The sequence below is a fragment of the Enterobacter sp. HK169 genome (assembly GCF_001719105.1).
In the GTDB taxonomy this organism is placed as follows: Bacteria; Pseudomonadota; Gammaproteobacteria; order Enterobacterales; family Enterobacteriaceae; genus Enterobacter; species Enterobacter asburiae_B.
In genome coordinates, this window is sequence record NZ_CP017087.1 from 182,144 (window position 1) to 199,574 (window position 17,431).

Here is a 17,431-nt window from a genome sequence, read left to right on the forward strand (position 1 = left end):
GGATGAACGGGGTCGAAAGAAAACAGCCAGCGGGTTCGCTGGCTGTTGGATTATGCGTTGCTGGTAGCAGATTGTTTATGGAACAGCTCCCTGAACACCGGATAGATATCATCCTGGTCACGGATATGCTGCATGGCAAAATTATCGAACATTGCTTGCAGATGTTCATACTCCCGCCACAGGGTCTGGTGCGCGCGACGGGTAATTTCGATATAGCTGTAGTAACGCACCACCGGCAGAATTTTCTTCGCCAGAATCTCGTGACACAGCGGTGAGTCATCGGCCCAGTTGTCGCCATCGGACGCCTGCGCGGCATAAATGTTCCACTGCGCCGGGTCGTAACGCTCTTTCACCACTTCATCCATCAGCTTCAGGGCGCTTGATACGATGGTCCCGCCGGTCTCCTGCGAGTAGAAAAACTCATGTTCATCTACTTCTTTCGCCTGAGTATGGTGACGAATATAAACCACCTCCACGTTCTTATAGGTTCTGCTCAGGAACAGGTAGAGCAGAATATAAAAACGCTTCGCCATATCCTTCGTGGCCTGGTCCATCGAGCCGGAAACGTCCATCAGACAGAACATCACCGCCTGGCTGGAGGGCTCAGGGCGTTTTTCGTAATTCTTGTAGCGCAGGTCGAAGGTGTCGATAAACGGTACCCGTTCGATCTTCGCTCTTAGTTCCGCAATCTCTTTACGCAGACGCTCCTCTTCCAGCAGTTGCGCCGGTTCCGTGTTTTCCACGACCTTCAGGCTGCTCTCCAGCTCGCGCAGTTCGCGCCGTTTGCCCGCCGTCATGGCCGTTCGTCGCGCCAGCGAATTCTGTAACGAACGCACGACGCTGATATTGGCGGGCACGCCGTTGGCGGTATAGCCCGCGCGATGGGTTTTGTATTCATTAAGCTGACGATGCTGATTCTTTTTCAGATTCGGCAGCGCCAGGTCTTCAAACAGCAGGTCGAGATATTCGTCTTTCGAAATCTGGAAGACAAATTCGTCCTGACCTTCACCGTCCTGGCTGGCCTGTCCCTGACCGCTTCCTGAACCACCGCCGCCGCCCTGAGGACGCTCAATTCTGTCGTTCTGAACGAAGTGGTCATTACCTGGGTGTACGCGATGGCGCAGGCCGCCTCGCCCCTGATGAAACATCGGTTCGCTGATGTCATCGGTGGGGATGGAAACAGACTCGCCGCTGTCGACGTCGGTCACCGAGCGTTTGTTGATGGCCTCGGAGATAGACTGTTTAATTTGCGCTTTATAACGACGCAAGAAGCGCTGGCGGTTCACCGTGCTCTTGTTTTTGCCGTTAAGACGCCGGTCAATAAACCAGGTCATATACCCCCCGTACTGCATTTGCCAACTTGCATTTTGTAGGCCCGGTCAGCGCTAACCGCCACCGGGCACTTGTTTTTAAGACGATTTACGCACGCGCAGATACCATTCGCAGAGCAGACGGACCTGCTTGCGGGTGTAGCCTTTTTCCATCATACGGTCGACAAAGTCGTCGTGCTTTTTCTGCTCATCGGTTGAGGTTTTGGCGTTAAACGAGATCACCGGCAGCAGCTCTTCGGTATTGGAGAACATTTTCTTCTCAATGACCGTGCGCAGTTTCTCGTAGCTGGTCCAGTTCGGATTGCGCCCGTTGTTATGCGCTCTGGCGCGCAGGACAAAGTTCACAATCTCGTTACGGAAGTCTTTCGGGTTACTGATCCCGGCAGGCTTCTCGATTTTTTCCAGCTCCGCGTTCAGGGATTCACGGTCAAACAGCTGGCCGGTATCCGGGTCGCGGTACTCCTGATCCTGGATCCAGAAGTCAGCATAGGTGACATAACGGTCGAAAATGTTCTGCCCGTATTCTGAATAGGATTCCAGGTAGGCCGTCTGGATCTCTTTGCCAATGAACTCGGCGTATTTCGGGATCAGGTAACCTTTGAGGAACTCAAGGTAGCGTTCAGCCTGCTCCTGCGGGAACTGCTCGCGTTCGATTTGCTGCTCCAGCACGTAGAACAGATGAACCGGGTTGGCCGCCACTTCCGCATGGTCGAAGTTAAAGACGCGGGAGAGGATCTTAAACGCGAAGCGCGTGGACAGACCGTTCATCCCCTCATCAACCCCGGCATAGTCGCGGTATTCCTGATACGACTTCGCTTTCGGGTCGGTATCTTTCAGGCTTTCACCGTCATAGACGCGCATTTTCGAATAGATGCTGGAGTTTTCCGGCTCTTTCAGACGCGAAAGGATGGAGAAGCGCGACAGCGTTTCCAGCGTTCCCGGTGCGCAAGGAGCGTGCACCAGCTCGCTGTGGTTAAGCAGTTTCTCGTAAATTTTGATCTCTTCGGAGATCCGCAGGCAATAAGGCACCTTGACGATGTACACGCGGTCAAGGAAGGCCTCATTGTTTTTGTTATTACGGAAGGTCACCCATTCAGATTCGTTCGAGTGGGCGAGAATAATCCCGTTAAACGGCAGGGCGGAGATACCTTCCGTCCCGTTGTAGTTGCCTTCCTGGGTAGCCGTCAGCAGAGGATGCAGCACTTTAATCGGTGCTTTAAACATCTCGACGAATTCCATAATCCCTTGGTTCGCACGGCACAGCGCGCCTGAGTAACCGTAGGCATCCGGATCGTTTTGCGCGAAGTTTTCCAGCTTACGGATATCGACTTTACCCACCAGCGCCGAGATATCCTGGTTGTTCTCATCACCCGGTTCTGTTTTGGCGATGGCGATTTGCTCAAGGATAGACGGCCAGACCTTCACCACGCGGAATTTGGTGATGTCGCCACCAAACTCGTGCAGGCGTTTTGCCGCCCACGGCGACATGATGGTGCCGAGGTAGCGACGCGGGATGCCATATTCTTTATCCAGAATTTGCGCGTCTTCCTGCGGATTGAACAGGCACAGCGGATGGTCGTTCACCGGGCTGCGTTCACCGTTGGCGCTCAGCACATAGATAGGAACGCGCTGCATCAGCGACTTCAGGCGTTCAGCCAGCGAGGATTTACCGCCCCCCACAGGGCCGAGTAAATAGAGGATCTGTTTCTTCTCTTCCAGACCCTGAGCGGCATGCTTCAGATAGGAGACAATCTGTTCGATGGCATCTTCCATACCATAGAACTCTTCAAACGCCGGATATCGGGCGACCACCCGATTCGAAAAGAGACGGGAAAGCCGAGGCTCCAGGGCAGTGTCAACCATGTTTGGCTCACCAATGGCCATCAATAGCCGTTCTGCCGCATTGGCATAGGCACTGCGATCTTGCCGACAGATGGTAAGAAACTCCTGCAGTGTGAACTCTTCGTCCTTGGCAGCTTCATAGCGCTGGCGATAGTGATCGAATATATTCATGGCATGCCGTCCTTTCGTTTTTTAGCACAGGATAAGAGCCGTTCGTATGAGTAGTGGAGGCTCCCGGAAGAGAATCTCTCGCACCTCACTGCCAGAGCAGCAACCTGTGTGCCAGGTCAGACGCTAAGAACCGCAGGGTGTTCAGGAAAACTCTTCTTAAATTAAAGCGTAGATGGCATTTGCAAAACTTGCATGCCCAGAAAATCTACTTTCAATGACATATCAATAACTCATCCAAAAATTTCCACTGTCGTTATAAGACAAATGCACGTTTTTCATTCAGTGGTCATATAAATGAAAGCGTGTTGTCATCTGAAAAGTTAAAAATAACGGGTTAATCAGACTGATTAGCAGGCAAAAAATTTTGGGATGTACGGGAATGGCGGTTACACTTCATCCGCTGATTATTTGACTACAGGAAAGAATGGATTGTGACCAAACTCAAACTTCTGGCATTAGGCATCCTTGCCGCGACCGCAGTGAACACCGCGCAGGCGGAAAGTCAGTGGACGGTTGGTGCGGGTGTTGGCGTCATTAACAGCCCGTATAAACAGTATGACCGTGATGTTTATCCTGTTCCCGTTATCACCTATGAAGGCGACAACGTCTGGTTCCGCGGGCTCGGCGGCGGCTACTATCTCTGGAACGATAAGGCCGATAAGCTCTCCATCATGGCCTACTACGACCCAACGCACTTCAAGCCGGGCGACAGCGACAGCCATGCGCTTCGCCAGCTCGACAAGCGTAAAAGCACCATGATGGCCGGGCTTTCTTATGTACATAACACCGAGTATGGCTTCCTGCGTACGGCACTGGCGGGTGACACGCTGGATAACAGCAACGGCTTTATCTGGGATCTGGCGTGGTTGTACCGCTACACCAACGGCGGGCTCACGCTGACGCCGGGTATCGGTGTGCAGTACAACAGCGAGAACTACAACGACTACTACTACGGCGTCTCTAAAAACGAGTCCCGCCGCAGTGGTCTGAAAAGCTACAGTGCAGATGACGGCTGGGATCCTTACCTGGAGCTGACCGCGAGCTACAACTTCCTTGGCGACTGGAGCGTGTACGGTACCGGCCGCTATGAGCGTCTGAGCGACGAAGTGAAGGATAGCCCGATGGTCGATAAGTCCTGGGCAGGCATCTTCTCTGTGGGTGTGAGCTACAAGTTCTGATTGTGCATTAATTTAGTGCAATATATGCATCAAAACGGGGCGCTTGCGCCCCGTTTGCTTTAGCGTGGTGCAGTGAATTTATCGCTTAACAATGCGAATCGTCTGCCCTAAACGAGACGGTTTTTCCTCACTCGCTTTTTGCGGGTTGCTCACGCAAGCGGTTTCCACGCAGACAAACGTTTTGTAGCCATCATCCGTCATGTCGGCCATGCTGACGGACAGCGCAGGGCCCGGGTTCCAGCCCACCACGTCGCTGTGATGATGATGGACCACTTCAATGCCGCGGTTTAGGGCGCCGTCGTGGATCACGCTGCACGCTTCCGGGTGCAGGTAAACGCGGTCGGTACGGTCAGGGAATGCCTGGACGCCGTCGCTCAGTTTGCCTTCTTTCGCGTTATCCACTTTGTCGATATAGGTATCGCCCAGGCCGCTCACCTTCACGGCGCTGATATCACCCACGTTGAAATAGGTGTGCAGGGCAGAGGTGGTTTCGAACTCGCCGTGAGCTTCCAGTTCGATTTCACAGGTTTTACCCAGCTTGAAGCGGGCATACAGGGTGAAATCGTGCGGCCAGAGGGCGCGGGTTTCATCATTAGCCTGCAGCTCAAAGGTCAGCACTGCGCCGTTGTCATCTTCGTTATGCGCTTTCAGCGTCCACTGCTGGTTGCGGGCAAAACCGTGAGACGGCAAACCCGGCTGTGCGGACGGGCCGAACCACGGCCAGCAGATCGGTACGCCACCGCGGATTGCGGCCCCTTTTTTGAAGGAGGTCGCATCGCTCAGCCATAAGCCTTCAGCTTCGCCTTCCGGTTTCCAGGAGAGCAGGTGGGCGCCGTTGAGCGCTACGGAGGCTTTAACGCGTGGGTGGTCAACGACGATGACATCAGCACCGTCAATCTGACGGCGGGAGAGCACAGGGGTAAGTTGTTCGACTACCGGAAGTGCAAAAATTTTATGAGTCATTAAGCAATCCTCTGTCTAAAAACAATAAAAAAGGCGACCGAAGTCGCCTTTTTGGATCAAACACTCATCTCACTTATTTGGAGATGTGAGCGATCAGGTCCAGTACTTTGTTAGAGTAGCCAGTTTCGTTGTCGTACCAGGAAACCAGTTTCACGAAGTTGTCGTTCAGTGCGATACCTGCTTTAGCATCGAATACTGAAGTGCAGATTTCGCCGTTGAAATCGGTAGATACAACGTCGTCTTCGGTGTAGCCCAGAACGCCTTTCATTGCGCCTTCGGAAGCAGCTTTGATTGCTTTCTTAATTTCTTCATAAGAAGCAGCTTTTTCCAGACGAACGGTCAGGTCAACAACGGATACGTTAGGAGTTGGAACGCGGAACGCCATACCAGTCAGTTTGCCATTCAGTTCTGGCAGTACTTTACCTACAGCTTTAGCAGCACCGGTAGAGGATGGGATGATGTTCTGAGCCGCGCCACGGCCGCCGCGCCAGTCTTTGTGAGACGGGCCATCAACGGTTTTCTGAGTAGCGGTAGTCGCGTGAACGGTAGTCATCAGACCTTCGATGATGCCGAAGTTGTCGTTGATAACTTTAGCCAGCGGTGCCAGGCAGTTGGTGGTGCAGGATGCGTTAGACACGATATCCTGGCCAGCGTAAGTTTCGAAGTTTGCACCACGAACGAACATTGGGGTGTTGTCTTTGGAAGGACCAGTCAGAACAACTTTCTTCGCACCAGCGGTGATGTGTTTACGCGCAGTTTCGTCGGTCAGGAAGATACCGGTTGCTTCAGCAACAACGTCAACACCGATTTCGTTCCATTTCAGGTTAGCTGGGTCTTTTTCAGCAGTAACGCGGATGGTTTTGCCATTAACAACCAGGTGGCCGTCTTTCACTTCAACGGTGCCGTCGAAACGACCGTGAGTTGAGTCGTACTTCAGCATGTACGCCATGTATTCAGCGTCCAGGAGATCGTTGATACCAACGATTTCGATGTCAGAACGTTTCTGAGCAGCACGGAAAACAATACGGCCGATACGGCCAAAACCGTTGATACCTACTTTGATAGTCATATATTCCACCAGCTATTTGTTAGTGAATAAAAGGTTGCCTGTAAAATTACAAAAACCTTACGCAGCGTCAAGCGGAATCGTGTCAATCATTGCGACAAATCAATCCTGTGACTAACGTTTGTGCGACTGACTCGCCTCACTTTCCCTTTGAGCTTGCACCCATATGGGGGCTGAGCCGGGATTTTAAAGTCCTCGCAGGATAAAAATGTGAACGTGATCACAATTGCCTGACCGCTTATTCGCGACACATAAGTTTAGATCAAAAGTGCACGCAAGGGTGTTAATGTTTTGTTAGAATCCGGGTTGAAAGATGTCTGTTTCTACAGCGAGATGTAAGCATATGTCGAACCAACGTAACCCTGACGATTTGAAAAAAAACCTCACAGAAATGCAGTTTTACGTGACGCAGAATCACGGAACGGAACCGCCGTTCACCGGGCGTTTACTGCACAACAAGCGAGACGGCGTCTACCACTGCCTGGTCTGCGATGCGCCTCTGTTCAATTCACAAACGAAATTTGATTCTGGCTGCGGCTGGCCGAGTTTCTACGAGCCGGTGAGCGATGAGGCCATCCGCTACCTGACCGACTCGTCGCACGGCATGGTGCGTACGGAAATTCGCTGCGGCAACTGCGATGCGCACCTTGGGCACGTCTTCCCGGATGGCCCCCAGCCTACGGGCGAGCGTTTCTGCGTAAATTCAGCCTCAATGAGCTTCACCGATGATGAAAACGGTGACCAGATTAAGGGTTGAAAAAACGATTCAGCAAATTATTCCTTTGAAAGGGCGCGAGAGTGAATATTGATGACATGATTAGCGGCATGACGCCGGAGATTTATCAGCGTCTGGTGACCGCCGTAGAACTGGGAAAATGGCCCGACGGCGTTGCGCTGACGCCGGAGCAAAAAGAGAATAGTTTGCAGCTGGTGATGCTGTGGCAGGCGCGCAATAACACCGACGCGCAGCACATGACGATCGACACCAAAGGCCAGATGGTCATGAAGAGCAAGCGCGAGCTGAAAGAAGACTTTGGCATCACGCCGAAGCCGATTGCGACGATGAAAATGCAATAACGGTGCAGGTTGATACCCTCTCCCACAGGGAGAGGGCGTAAAAGACTACGCCTGTGTTTCCAGCCAGTCTTCGAGCGTATACAGCGTTGCGCCTTCCGCAGCCATATCCATAAACGCCTGAGCGCTGTCCTGCGGGTGAATGTTTACCCCGCGGCAGCCGTCGGTGATGACGCTGACGGTATACCCCAACTGGAGCGCGTCCAGCACGGTAAACTTCACGCAGTAATCCGTCGCCAGGCCCAGCACGATCAGCTCCGTGATTTCATGGTGGCGTAACCACGCGTCCAGCGCCGTTTTCTGGCGATGCCCGTTATCAAAAAACGCGCTATAGCTGTCGATAGCCGGGTTTTCACCTTTATGGAACACCGCGTCGATGGCTTTCTGGTTCAGGAGCGGATGCAGCTCCGCGCCTTCCGTCTGCTGTACGCAGTGATCCGGCCAGAAGGTTTGCGTCAGCCCGTCGAGTTCACCCTGAGTGAAAGGCTCGACGTCGTGCTGGCTGGCAAAGCTGCCGTGATTCGCCGGGTGCCAGTCCTGGCTTGCGACAACCGCTTCACCGCGGGCTTTGCACCAGTCAATCAGCGTGTTTGCCACGTCAACGGTGCTGTCACCTTCGGCGACGGCCAGCGCACCGCCCGCGCAGAAATCATTTTGCAAATCGACCAGTAACAGGGCGCGTTGCTTCATGAGCACTCCTTATTCGTCCGGGGTCAGCTCGCCGCGCAGGTTTTGCATCATCGCGCTGCGAATAGACTGAATGTCCAGATCCTGACTCAGTAAATAGTGAAGTTTAGTCAGCGTTGCCTCAACGGTCATATCGAACCCGCTGATAACTCCGGCGTGCGCCAGCGCGTTGCCGGTGGCATAGCCGCCCATGTTGACCTTTCCGGACATACACTGGGTCAGGTTCACGACTACAATTCCGCGCTCGCTGGCTTCCTGAAGCTCTTTCAGGAATTCGCCGTTCTGCGGCGCGTTGCCGACGCCATAGGAGCGCAAAATCAGCGCTTTCACCGGCTGGCGCAGGAAGTTACGCACCACGTCGGCGGAGATACCCGGGTAGATAGTGACCACGCCAATCGGTTGCGGAGTGATCGGATGCACGATCAGCTCGCCGGCGGTGTTCGGCGCAGGCGGCGTGCCCAGACGACGGATATGAATCCCGGCCTCCAGCAGCGGCTGCAGGTTAGGGGAGGCGAAGGCGTCAAAACCGTCAGCATGGGCTTTGGTGGTACGGTTGCCGCGATACAGACGGTTATTGAAGAACAGTGACACTTCGTTGATCGGGTAATTCGCCGCCACGTACAGGGAGTTCAGCAGGTTGATCTGCCCGTCCGAGCGCAGCTCCGCCAGCGGGATTTGCGACCCGGTGACGATAACCGGCTTGCTCAGGTTCTCCAGCATGAAGGAGAGCGCCGAGGCGGTAAACGCCATGGTGTCGGTGCCGTGCAGGATCACGAAGCCGTCGTACTGGTCGTAATGGGCTTTAATGTCATCCGCGATATGCTGCCAGTCTTCCGGCGTCATGTCGGAGGAGTCCATCAGCGGCTCGTATTCGTGGATGGTGAAGTCAGGCATCTCCGGACGGTGGAATTCTGGCATCAGCGCAAGCTGACGCTGAAGGTGGCCGGAGACAGGGATATAGCCGTTTTCAGAGCGCTGCATACCGATGGTACCGCCAGTGTAGGCTACATAAATCGATTTCTTCTGCATGGTAGTGAGTTCTTGTTCTTCAAAAGAAAAAAATCCCCTCTTCGCGGGAAGAGGGGACGGTTTTTAACGGACGTTAGCGCAGGTCAGGCAAAACGCGTAACGACTCTGTGGATCGTTAAAGGCCGCGAGCTTATCGCTTTCCGCCTTCATCGCTTTCGCCGCCGTGGCGACCGGCGCAGGCAGGTAAGCCTGCATCGCCTCCGGCAGCATGGCGCGTACCGAGCCGGACATGCTGTCCATGACCATATCGAAGAACGACGGCTCGTCCTGGTAATACTCGATATGCCACTGCTTGAGCTTCGCCAGCTCGGCGGCTTTCTTCACCGCGTCATCGAAGTCGCCCAGGCTGTCCACCAGACCGTTGCTCTTCGCATCCTGGCCGGTCCAGACGTGGCCTTGCGCAATCTGGTCGATCTGCTCTGGCGTCTTTTTACGCGAGTCCGCCACCAGGGTGATAAAGCGCTTATAGCCGTTCTCAATGCTGAGCTGCATCATCTCAGAGACTTCCGGCGGCAGGGATTTGGTCACCGACACATCCGCCAGCGGAGAGGTGGCCACGCCATCGGTATGCACGCCCAGAGAATCCAGGCTATTCTCCACGGTGTTGATCACCCCGAAGATGCCAATCGAACCGGTCAGCGTGCTTGGGTTGGCCACGATGTAGTTGGCTGGGGTTGAGATCCAGTAACCCCCGGAGGCGGCCATTCCGCCCATGGATACGACGACCGGCTTGCCGGCGGCACGCGCCGCGGCCAGTTCAGCGCGGATCACCTCGGAGGCGCTGACGCTGCCGCCAGGGCTGTTCACCCGCAGGACGATCGCTTTCACTTTTGGATCCAGGCGAGCATCGCGGATTTGTGACGCGGTAGTATCGCCGCCCACGTTCCCCGGCGTCTCCTGGCCGTCCATGATGGCGCCGTTGGCAAACACCACCGCGACGCTGTCACCGCTGTCATCCGGCTTTTTCGCCGAGTAATCATACATGCTGATGGCGCTGTAATTTTTGTCCTCTTTGCTCCAGCCAAACTGCTTGCTCAGGGATTTTTCAATCTCGGCGCTGGTGCCCAGGGCATCTACCAGTTTGTTATCCAGCGCATATTTCGCGGTATCACCGTCAACCTTACGCAGGCCATCCAGCACGCCCTGCGCGCCGGGGAACGCCTGCTCAGGCGTAATCTGGCGGTTGGCGGCAACGGTGCCGAGATAGTTCTGCCACAGCTCGCCAATCCAGCGGCTGTCCGCTTCACGGGCGGCAGGAGACATGTCGTCGCGGATAAACGGCTCGACGGCTGATTTATACGTGCCGACGCGGAAGACGTGGGTGGTAACCTTCAGCTTGTCGAGCAGGGATTTGTAGTACAGGCCGTTGGTGGCAAAACCGTGCAGATCCACCGTCCCCTGCGGGGAGAGCCAGATTTTATTGGCGAAGCTCGCCAGATAATATTGCCCCTGGCTGTAGCTGTCGCCCACGGCAATCACCGGCTTGCCGCTGTCGCGGAATTCGCGCAGCGCTTTACCGATGTACTGCATTGAAGGCTGATCGCCTCCGGCGAAATCTTTCAGATCCAGCACGATCCCGGTGATGTTACGGTCGTCTTTGGCCTGGCGGATGGTATCGACGATATCGAACAGGGAGTTTTCCTGCAGACGGTCTGATGTCGCGCCAAACAGCTGGCGGCTGATTGCCCCCAGACGGTTGCTGGCGGACGGTTTATCAACGATAACGCCGGTGATATCGAGTAACAGGGCCCCGCGAGTCGAATGCTGCGCCTGATTCGCGTTGCTGATATGCATCCAGATGCCCGCGCAAACCAGAACCAGCAGGATGAAGAAGATGTTCATCACCAGGTTGCGGACGAAGTTGAGCAGTCGCCACGTCCATTTAAAGAAACCGGCAATGATTCGCCAAAGGGTTCGCATGTATTCTCCCTAACCAGAAAATGACTGTTTCCGTCGCCACTGGACGGTAATGTGGGGTTATCGTAATGACCCAACCGCCACTTGTCAGCAGGAATCGCCTGCCAGGCTGTAACAAAATCTGCCGTCGTGTTAATTTTGTGAGTAAATTTCAAGAAAGGAGTTAACCAATGGACGCACTCGAACTGCTTGTTAACCGCCGTAGCGCTTCCCGTCTGGCCGAACCTGCCCCGGCAGGCGAGCAGCTGGAGAACATTCTGCGTGCCGGCATGCGTGCCCCCGATCACGGCACGCTGCAGCCGTGGCACTTCTTTGTGATAGAAGGCGAAGGCCGCGATCGTTTCAGCCAGCTGCTGGAGCAGGGCGCGGTTGCCGCCGGGCAGGATGAGAAAGGTATCGACAAGGCGCGCAATGCCCCGTTCCGCGCCCCGATGATTATCGCCGTCGTGGCGAAATGCCATGCCGACCATAAGGTGCCGGTCTGGGAACAGGAAATGTCCGCAGGCTGTGCGGTCATGGCGATGCAAATGGCCGCCGTCGCGCAGGGCTTTAACGGTATCTGGCGTACCGGTGCGCTGACCGAAAGCCCGGCGGTCCGTGACGGTTTTGGCTGCGGTGAGCATGACAAAATTGTCGGCTTCCTCTATCTCGGCACCCCGCAGCTTAAAGCCTCCAGCACCATCAGCATTCCGGACACCACGCCTTTCGTCAGCCATTTCTGATAACGCACCTAAACTGTCTGGATTCTGAGCATCTGCCGCAGAATTCAGACAGTCATACTTACCTCTTTATGGAATGAGCGCTACCATAGCGCGATTGAGATGACAGGAGACGTCCATGAACGAGCAAACCATTCGTTTAACGCAGTACAGCCACGGAGCCGGTTGCGGTTGTAAAATTTCCCCGAAAGTGCTGGAGACCATCCTGCACAGTGAACAGGCGAAGTTTGTCGACCCGAACCTGCTTGTCGGCAATGAAACGCGTGACGATGCTGCAGTTTATGACTTAGGTAACGGCACCAGCATTATCAGTACTACCGACTTCTTTATGCCGATTGTCGACAACCCATTCGACTTCGGGCGCATTGCGGCCACCAACGCCATCAGCGATATCTTCGCGATGGGCGGTAAGCCGATCATGGCGATTGCCATTCTGGGCTGGCCGATCAACACCATCCCGCCGGAAGTGGCCCGTGAGGTGATTGATGGCGGACGTTTTGCCTGCCAGCAGGCGGGGATTGCCCTGGCCGGCGGTCACTCTATTGATGCGCCGGAGCCTATCTTTGGCCTGGCCGTTACCGGCGTAGTGCCGACCGAACGCGTGAAGCGCAACAGCACCGCGCAGGCGGGCTGCAAACTGTTCCTCACCAAGCCGCTGGGTATTGGCGTGCTGACCACCGCCGAGAAAAAATCCCTGCTGAAACCGGAGCACAAAGGCCTGGCAACCGAAGTCATGTGCCAGATGAACCTCGCCGGCGCGGCGTTTGCCAATATCGACGGCGTGAAGGCGATGACCGACGTCACCGGTTTTGGCCTGCTGGGGCACCTCTCTGAAGTGTGTCAGGGCGCGGGCGTGCAGGCGCAGGTCTGGTATCAGGACGTGCCGAAGCTGCCGGGCGTGGAGGAGTATATTGCTCAGGGCGCGGTCCCGGGCGGTACCCAGCGCAACTTCGCCAGCTATGGTCACCTGATGGGCGAAATGCCTGAGGAGTGGCGCAACCTGCTGTGCGATCCGCAAACCTCCGGCGGCCTGCTGCTGGCGGTCACGCCGGAATCCGAAGCCGAGGTTCAGGCCACTGCCGCCGAGTTCGGCATCACCCTGACGGCGATCGGCGAGCTGGTGACCGCACGCGGCGGTCGTCCGATGATTGAGATCCGTTAATTCGATGCGGTTGTTTATTGCCGAAAAGCCGAGCCTGGCCCGTGCCATCGCCGACGTGCTGCCTAAGCCGCATCGCAAGGGCGACGGCTTTATCGAATGCGGTAACGGGCAGGTGGTCACCTGGTGTATTGGTCACCTGCTTGAGCAGGCGCAGCCGGACGTTTACGACAGCCGCTACGCCCGCTGGAACCTGAACGATCTGCCCATCGTGCCGGAAAAATGGCGCCTGCAGCCCCGTCCTTCGGTCACCAAACAGCTCAACGTCATCAAGCGTTTCCTGCATGAAGCGGCTGAAATCGTGCACGCGGGTGACCCGGACAGGGAAGGGCAGCTGCTGGTGGATGAGGTGCTGGACTATCTTGAGCTGGCGCCGGAAAAGCGCCAGCAGGTGCAGCGCTGCCTGATCAACGACCTCAACCCGCAGGCCGTCGAGCGGGCGATTTCGCGCCTGCGCGCCAACAGCGAGTTTATTCCGCTGTGCGTCTCGGCTTTAGCCCGCGCCCGCGCCGACTGGCTGTACGGCATCAACATGACCCGCGCCTACACCATCCTCGGGCGCAACGCGGGCTATCAGGGCGTGCTCTCCGTGGGGCGCGTGCAGACGCCGGTGCTGGGGCTGGTCGTGCGTCGTGACGAAGAGATTGAGAACTTCGTCGCCAAAGATTTCTTTGAGGTGAAAGCGCATATCGTCACGCCTAAGGACGAACGCTTTACCGCCGTCTGGCAGCCGAGCGATGCCTGTGAATCGTATCAGGATGAAGAGGGGCGACTGCTCCATCGTCCGCTGGCGGATCACGTGGTTAACCGCATTACCGGCCAGCCGGCTATCGTCACCAGCTATAACGATAAACGGGAATCAGAACCCGCGCCGCTGCCGTTCTCGCTTTCTGCACTTCAGATTGAGGCGGCCAAAAAGTTTGGCTTGAGCGCGCAGAGCGTGCTGGACATCTGTCAGAAGCTCTACGAAACCCATAAGCTCATCACCTATCCGCGTTCGGACAGCCGCTATCTGCCGGAAGAGCACTTTGCCGGTCGCCACTCGGTGATGAACGCCATCAGCGTCCACGCGCCGGATCTGCTCCCGCAGCCGGCGGTAAACCCTGACACCCATAACCGCTGCTGGGACGACAAAAAAGTCGATGCTCACCACGCGATTATCCCGACGGCGCGCGCCAGCAACGTCAACCTGACCGAGAACGAAGCGAAGGTCTATAACCTGATCGCCCGTCAGTACCTGATGCAGTTCTGCCCGGACGCGGTATTCCGTAAGTGCGTGATTGAGCTTGAGATTGCCAAAGGCAAGTTTATCGCCAAAGCGCGTTTCCTCGCGGAAGCAGGCTGGCGCACGCTGCTCGGTAACAAAGAGCGCGATGAAGAGAACGACGGCACGCCGCTGCCGGTGGTCGCTAAAGATGACGAACTGCTGTGCGAGAAGGGCGAAGTGGTTGAACGTCAGACCCAGCCCCCGCGCCATTTCACCGATGCGACGCTGCTGTCGGCGATGACCGGGATCGCCCGGTTTGTGCAAGATAAAGATCTGAAGAAGATCCTGCGCGCCACCGACGGTCTGGGGACGGAAGCGACGCGAGCGGGGATCATCGAGCTGCTCTTTAAGCGCGGCTTCCTGGAGAAAAAGGGACGCTACATCCACTCAACGGAACCGGGCCGGGCGCTGATTCATTCTCTGCCGGAGCTGGCCGCGAGGCCGGACATGACCGCGCACTGGGAATCGGTGCTGACGCAGATCAGCGAGAAGCAGTGCCGCTATCAGGACTTTATGCAGCCGCTGGTCGGGACGCTTTACCAGCTGATCGATCAGGCGCGCAGGACGCCGGTGAAAACGTTCAGAGGGATGGTTGCGCCCGGTAGCGGCGCGAAGAAACCGTTCAAGAAGAAAAAGAGCGCGGCAGCCTCTTAAACCGTAGGTCGGGTAAGGCGCAGCCGCTACCCGGCGAAAAGCAGCTCTGCGGCCTGATACGCCCGGTTTTCTCCCTCTCCCTGTGGGAGAGGGCCGGGGTGAGGGCATCCGGCCGCACGCGATAAATCTTAAATCACACCCTGACCAATCATCGCATCCGCCACCTTCACGAACCCGGCGATATTCGCCCCGCGCACGTAGTTGGTTTGCGACGCCTCGCCGCCGTACTCCACGCAGGCATGGTGAATATCCAGCATGATGTGGTGCAGGCGCGCATCCACTTTCTCCGCCTTCCAGCCGAGACGCGCGGCGTTTTGCGCCATCTCGAGGCCGGAGGTCGCCACGCCGCCCGCGTTAGCGGCCTTGCCCGGCGCAAACAGCACGCCCGCCTCCAGGAACAGATCCGTCGCGTCGATGGTGGTCGGCATATTCGCCCCTTCGGCCACCGCTTTTACGCCGTTGCTAATCAGGGTACGCGCGGCGTCCGCATCCAGCTCGTTCTGCGTTGCGCACGGCAGGGCGATATCCACCGGCACGCCCCACGGCTGTTTCCCTTCCAGGTAGGTCAGGCCAAGCTCCCGGGCATAATCCGCCACGCGACCGTCGCGGCTGGCTTTGATTTCACACAGGCGCGCCAGCTTCTCTGCCGTGAAGCCCGCTTCATCCACCACCGTGCCGCTGGAGTCAGAGGCGGTCACCACGCGAGCGCCAAACTGCATCGCTTTCTCAATCGCATACTGCGCCACGTTACCGGAGCCGGACACCGCGACGCGCATGCCTTCAAAGCCTAAACCGTGACGCTTGAGCATCGCCTCGGTGAAGTAAACCAGGCCGTACCCGGTCGCTTCCGGGCGGATCAGGCTGCCGCCAAACGACAGACCCTTGCCGGTAAAGACGCAGGCGCTGTTGTTGGAGAGCTTTTTCATCATCCCGGCCATAAAGCCCACTTCACGTCCGCCCACGCCGATATCACCGGCAGGAACGTCGGTATCCGGGCCGAGGTGACGGTAGAGTTCGGTCATCAGCGCCTGGCAGAAGCGCATCACTTCGCCTTCGCTTTTGCCTTTCGGGTCGAAATCGCTGCCGCCTTTGCCGCCGCCCATAGGGAGCGTGGTGAGGGCGTTTTTAAAGGTCTGCTCGAAGCCGAGGAATTTCAGAATCGACAGGTTCACGGACGGATGAAAACGCATGCCGCCCTTAAACGGACCAATCGCCGAGTTAAACTGAACGCGCCACGCGCGGTTAACCTGTACCTGGTTGCGATCGTCAACCCACGTCACGCGGAACTGGATCACGCGCTCTGGCTCGACAAGGCGTTCAAGCAGAGACATCTGGCGATAACGCGGGTTTTGTTCAAGGAAGGGCCACAGGGTGGTCATAACTTCACGCACCGCCTGCGCGAACTCGCTTTGGTGCGGGTCGCGCTGCTGAACATGGGCAAGGAAACTTTCCAGAGAGCGTGTCTGATCCATAGATATAAGAACCTCTTATCGTATTTTATGTTTATTACTCATGCGATTTGTGTTGTTTTTTTGACTATACCACCCGTACCGCTTTGTGAGGCAAGCAGAAATTTATGAGGAAAGGGAAATTAATGAGAGGGCGGGCGTCATAACGAAAAGCGATGAAGAGATAAATTAAAGGTTCGGCTCTGGTTTACCGTTATAGTCATTATCAAGGAACTACTGGAAGATGTGTCTATGAAACGTTATCTACTCACCGCGTTATGTCTGATCTTTACCGCAGGCGTGCAGGCCAACCCCATTCTCCCGGATGTGGAAGTGAATGTGCCGCCGGAAGTGTTTAGCTCCAGCGGCCAGAATCAAACGGTGCAGCCCTGCAATCAGTGCTGTATCTATCAGAACCAGAACTACTCGGAGGGGGCCGTTGTGAAAGCGGACGGCATTCTGTTGCAGTGCCAGCGCGACGAGCGCGCCATCAGCACGAACCCGCTGGTCTGGCGTCGCGTAAAACAATAAACGCTTCCAGCAGCGGAATATCCGCGGGGGCTAAGGCGTAGCCAAACGCCTCTTCCGGCGTACACCACGCGAGCGCGCTGTGGTAGTGCGCCGTGAGCTCGCCGCGGAAAGCAGGAACGTGCCAGGCATGCAGGTTAATCAACCGCTGCGAGACTTCCCGCTGGTGGCTTGCCACGTATTGCCCCGGCAGGGCGTCAATGCCCAACTCTTCACGCAGCTCGCGGATAAGCGCTTCTGGCTGGGTTTCTCCGGCCTCGACTTTACCGCCTGCAAATTCCCACATTCCCGGCTGGTCGGCGTGGGCAGGGCGCTGCGCCAGTAAAATGTTGCCGTCTTTTTCGATGATGGCGGCAACGACATCGAGTGTTTTCAGCATGGTCGTCAATAATTGATAG

Annotated in this window: 16 protein-coding genes; 7 read left to right on the forward strand and 9 right to left on the reverse strand. The window is 56.3% G+C overall.

The features are described from left to right. Positions 1-50 precede the first annotated feature (50 nt). Both EnteroDNA1_RS00970 and yeaG read right to left on the reverse strand, forming a co-directional pair. The gene (locus EnteroDNA1_RS00970; RefSeq protein ID WP_032651499.1) at positions 51-1,334 is read right to left on the reverse strand and encodes a YeaH/YhbH family protein; all 1,284 of its coding nucleotides are present in this window, start codon (positions 1,332-1,334) and stop codon (positions 51-53) included. Positions 1,335-1,409: 75 nt separating this feature from the next. Further along, positions 1,410-3,344: a protein kinase YeaG gene (yeaG, locus tag EnteroDNA1_RS00975; RefSeq protein ID WP_008500713.1), complete on the reverse strand. Its 1,935-nt coding sequence runs from the start codon at positions 3,342-3,344 to the stop codon at positions 1,410-1,412. Positions 3,345-3,775: 431 nt separating this feature from the next. Between yeaG and EnteroDNA1_RS00980 the strand changes: the two genes are divergently transcribed. Further along, a complete protein-coding gene (locus EnteroDNA1_RS00980; RefSeq protein ID WP_032657936.1) occupies positions 3,776-4,522 on the forward strand; it encodes a MipA/OmpV family protein in 747 nt (248 codons plus the stop codon). Between the two features lie 78 nt (positions 4,523-4,600). Here EnteroDNA1_RS00980 and EnteroDNA1_RS00985 read toward each other — a convergent pair whose 3' ends face one another. Then, a complete protein-coding gene (locus EnteroDNA1_RS00985) occupies positions 4,601-5,485 on the reverse strand; it encodes a D-hexose-6-phosphate mutarotase (protein ID WP_064672304.1) in 885 nt (294 codons plus the stop codon). Positions 5,486-5,558: 73 nt separating this feature from the next. Continuing rightward, the gene (gene gapA / locus EnteroDNA1_RS00990; protein WP_023311257.1) at positions 5,559-6,554 is read right to left on the reverse strand and encodes a glyceraldehyde-3-phosphate dehydrogenase; all 996 of its coding nucleotides are present in this window, start codon (positions 6,552-6,554) and stop codon (positions 5,559-5,561) included. Between the two features lie 340 nt (positions 6,555-6,894). On the opposite strand from gapA, the gene msrB reads away from it, so the two are divergent. Together msrB and EnteroDNA1_RS01000 are read left to right on the forward strand one after the other, a co-directional pair. Further along, positions 6,895-7,308 (forward strand): peptide-methionine (R)-S-oxide reductase MsrB, encoded by a 414-nt coding sequence (gene msrB, locus EnteroDNA1_RS00995; RefSeq protein WP_008500710.1) that lies wholly within the window; start codon positions 6,895-6,897, stop codon positions 7,306-7,308. A gap of 56 nt (positions 7,309-7,364) precedes the next feature. Further along, positions 7,365-7,628 (forward strand): YeaC family protein, encoded by a 264-nt coding sequence (locus tag EnteroDNA1_RS01000; protein WP_196238666.1) that lies wholly within the window; start codon positions 7,365-7,367, stop codon positions 7,626-7,628. Positions 7,629-7,673: 45 nt separating this feature from the next. Here EnteroDNA1_RS01000 and pncA read toward each other — a convergent pair whose 3' ends face one another. From pncA to sppA, 3 genes are all read right to left on the reverse strand, one after another. Then, positions 7,674-8,315 (reverse strand): bifunctional nicotinamidase/pyrazinamidase, encoded by a 642-nt coding sequence (gene pncA / locus EnteroDNA1_RS01005; protein ID WP_069302660.1) that lies wholly within the window; start codon positions 8,313-8,315, stop codon positions 7,674-7,676. A 9-nt stretch (positions 8,316-8,324) separates the two neighbouring features. Beyond that, positions 8,325-9,341, reverse strand: a complete 1,017-nt coding sequence (ansA, locus tag EnteroDNA1_RS01010) for an asparaginase (protein WP_008500705.1) — start codon at positions 9,339-9,341, stop codon at positions 8,325-8,327. A gap of 63 nt (positions 9,342-9,404) precedes the next feature. Continuing rightward, complete coding sequence (gene sppA, locus EnteroDNA1_RS01015; protein ID WP_039262030.1) at positions 9,405-11,261, reverse strand: signal peptide peptidase SppA; 1,857 nt, start codon at positions 11,259-11,261, stop codon at positions 9,405-9,407. 167 nt (positions 11,262-11,428) lie between these two features. Here sppA and EnteroDNA1_RS01020 point away from each other — a divergent pair, with 167 nt between their 5' ends. The 3 genes from EnteroDNA1_RS01020 (at position 11,429) to EnteroDNA1_RS01030 (ending at position 15,057) form a co-directional block, all read left to right on the forward strand. Beyond that, on the forward strand, positions 11,429-11,980 hold the full coding sequence (locus tag EnteroDNA1_RS01020; RefSeq protein ID WP_048977355.1) for an NAD(P)H nitroreductase: 552 nt from the start codon (positions 11,429-11,431) through the stop codon (positions 11,978-11,980). A 115-nt stretch (positions 11,981-12,095) separates the two neighbouring features. Further along, positions 12,096-13,139, forward strand: coding sequence for a selenide, water dikinase SelD (selD, locus tag EnteroDNA1_RS01025; protein ID WP_069302661.1), 1,044 nt, complete (start codon positions 12,096-12,098; stop codon positions 13,137-13,139). A gap of 4 nt (positions 13,140-13,143) precedes the next feature. After that, positions 13,144-15,057 (forward strand): DNA topoisomerase III, encoded by a 1,914-nt coding sequence (locus EnteroDNA1_RS01030; RefSeq protein WP_069302662.1) that lies wholly within the window; start codon positions 13,144-13,146, stop codon positions 15,055-15,057. Between the two features lie 128 nt (positions 15,058-15,185). Here EnteroDNA1_RS01030 and gdhA read toward each other — a convergent pair whose 3' ends face one another. Continuing rightward, the gene (gene gdhA, locus EnteroDNA1_RS01035; RefSeq protein WP_048979437.1) at positions 15,186-16,529 is read right to left on the reverse strand and encodes an NADP-specific glutamate dehydrogenase; all 1,344 of its coding nucleotides are present in this window, start codon (positions 16,527-16,529) and stop codon (positions 15,186-15,188) included. Positions 16,530-16,757: 228 nt separating this feature from the next. Between gdhA and EnteroDNA1_RS01040 the strand changes: the two genes are divergently transcribed. Continuing rightward, on the forward strand, positions 16,758-17,036 hold the full coding sequence (locus EnteroDNA1_RS01040; RefSeq protein WP_029742006.1) for a DUF1496 domain-containing protein: 279 nt from the start codon (positions 16,758-16,760) through the stop codon (positions 17,034-17,036). Here the strand turns inward: EnteroDNA1_RS01040 and EnteroDNA1_RS01045 are convergent. Further along, complete coding sequence (locus EnteroDNA1_RS01045; RefSeq protein WP_032657918.1) at positions 16,996-17,412, reverse strand: pyrimidine (deoxy)nucleoside triphosphate diphosphatase; 417 nt, start codon at positions 17,410-17,412, stop codon at positions 16,996-16,998. The two genes, EnteroDNA1_RS01040 and EnteroDNA1_RS01045, sit on opposite strands and share 41 nt — an antisense overlap. Positions 17,413-17,431 lie beyond the last annotated feature (19 nt).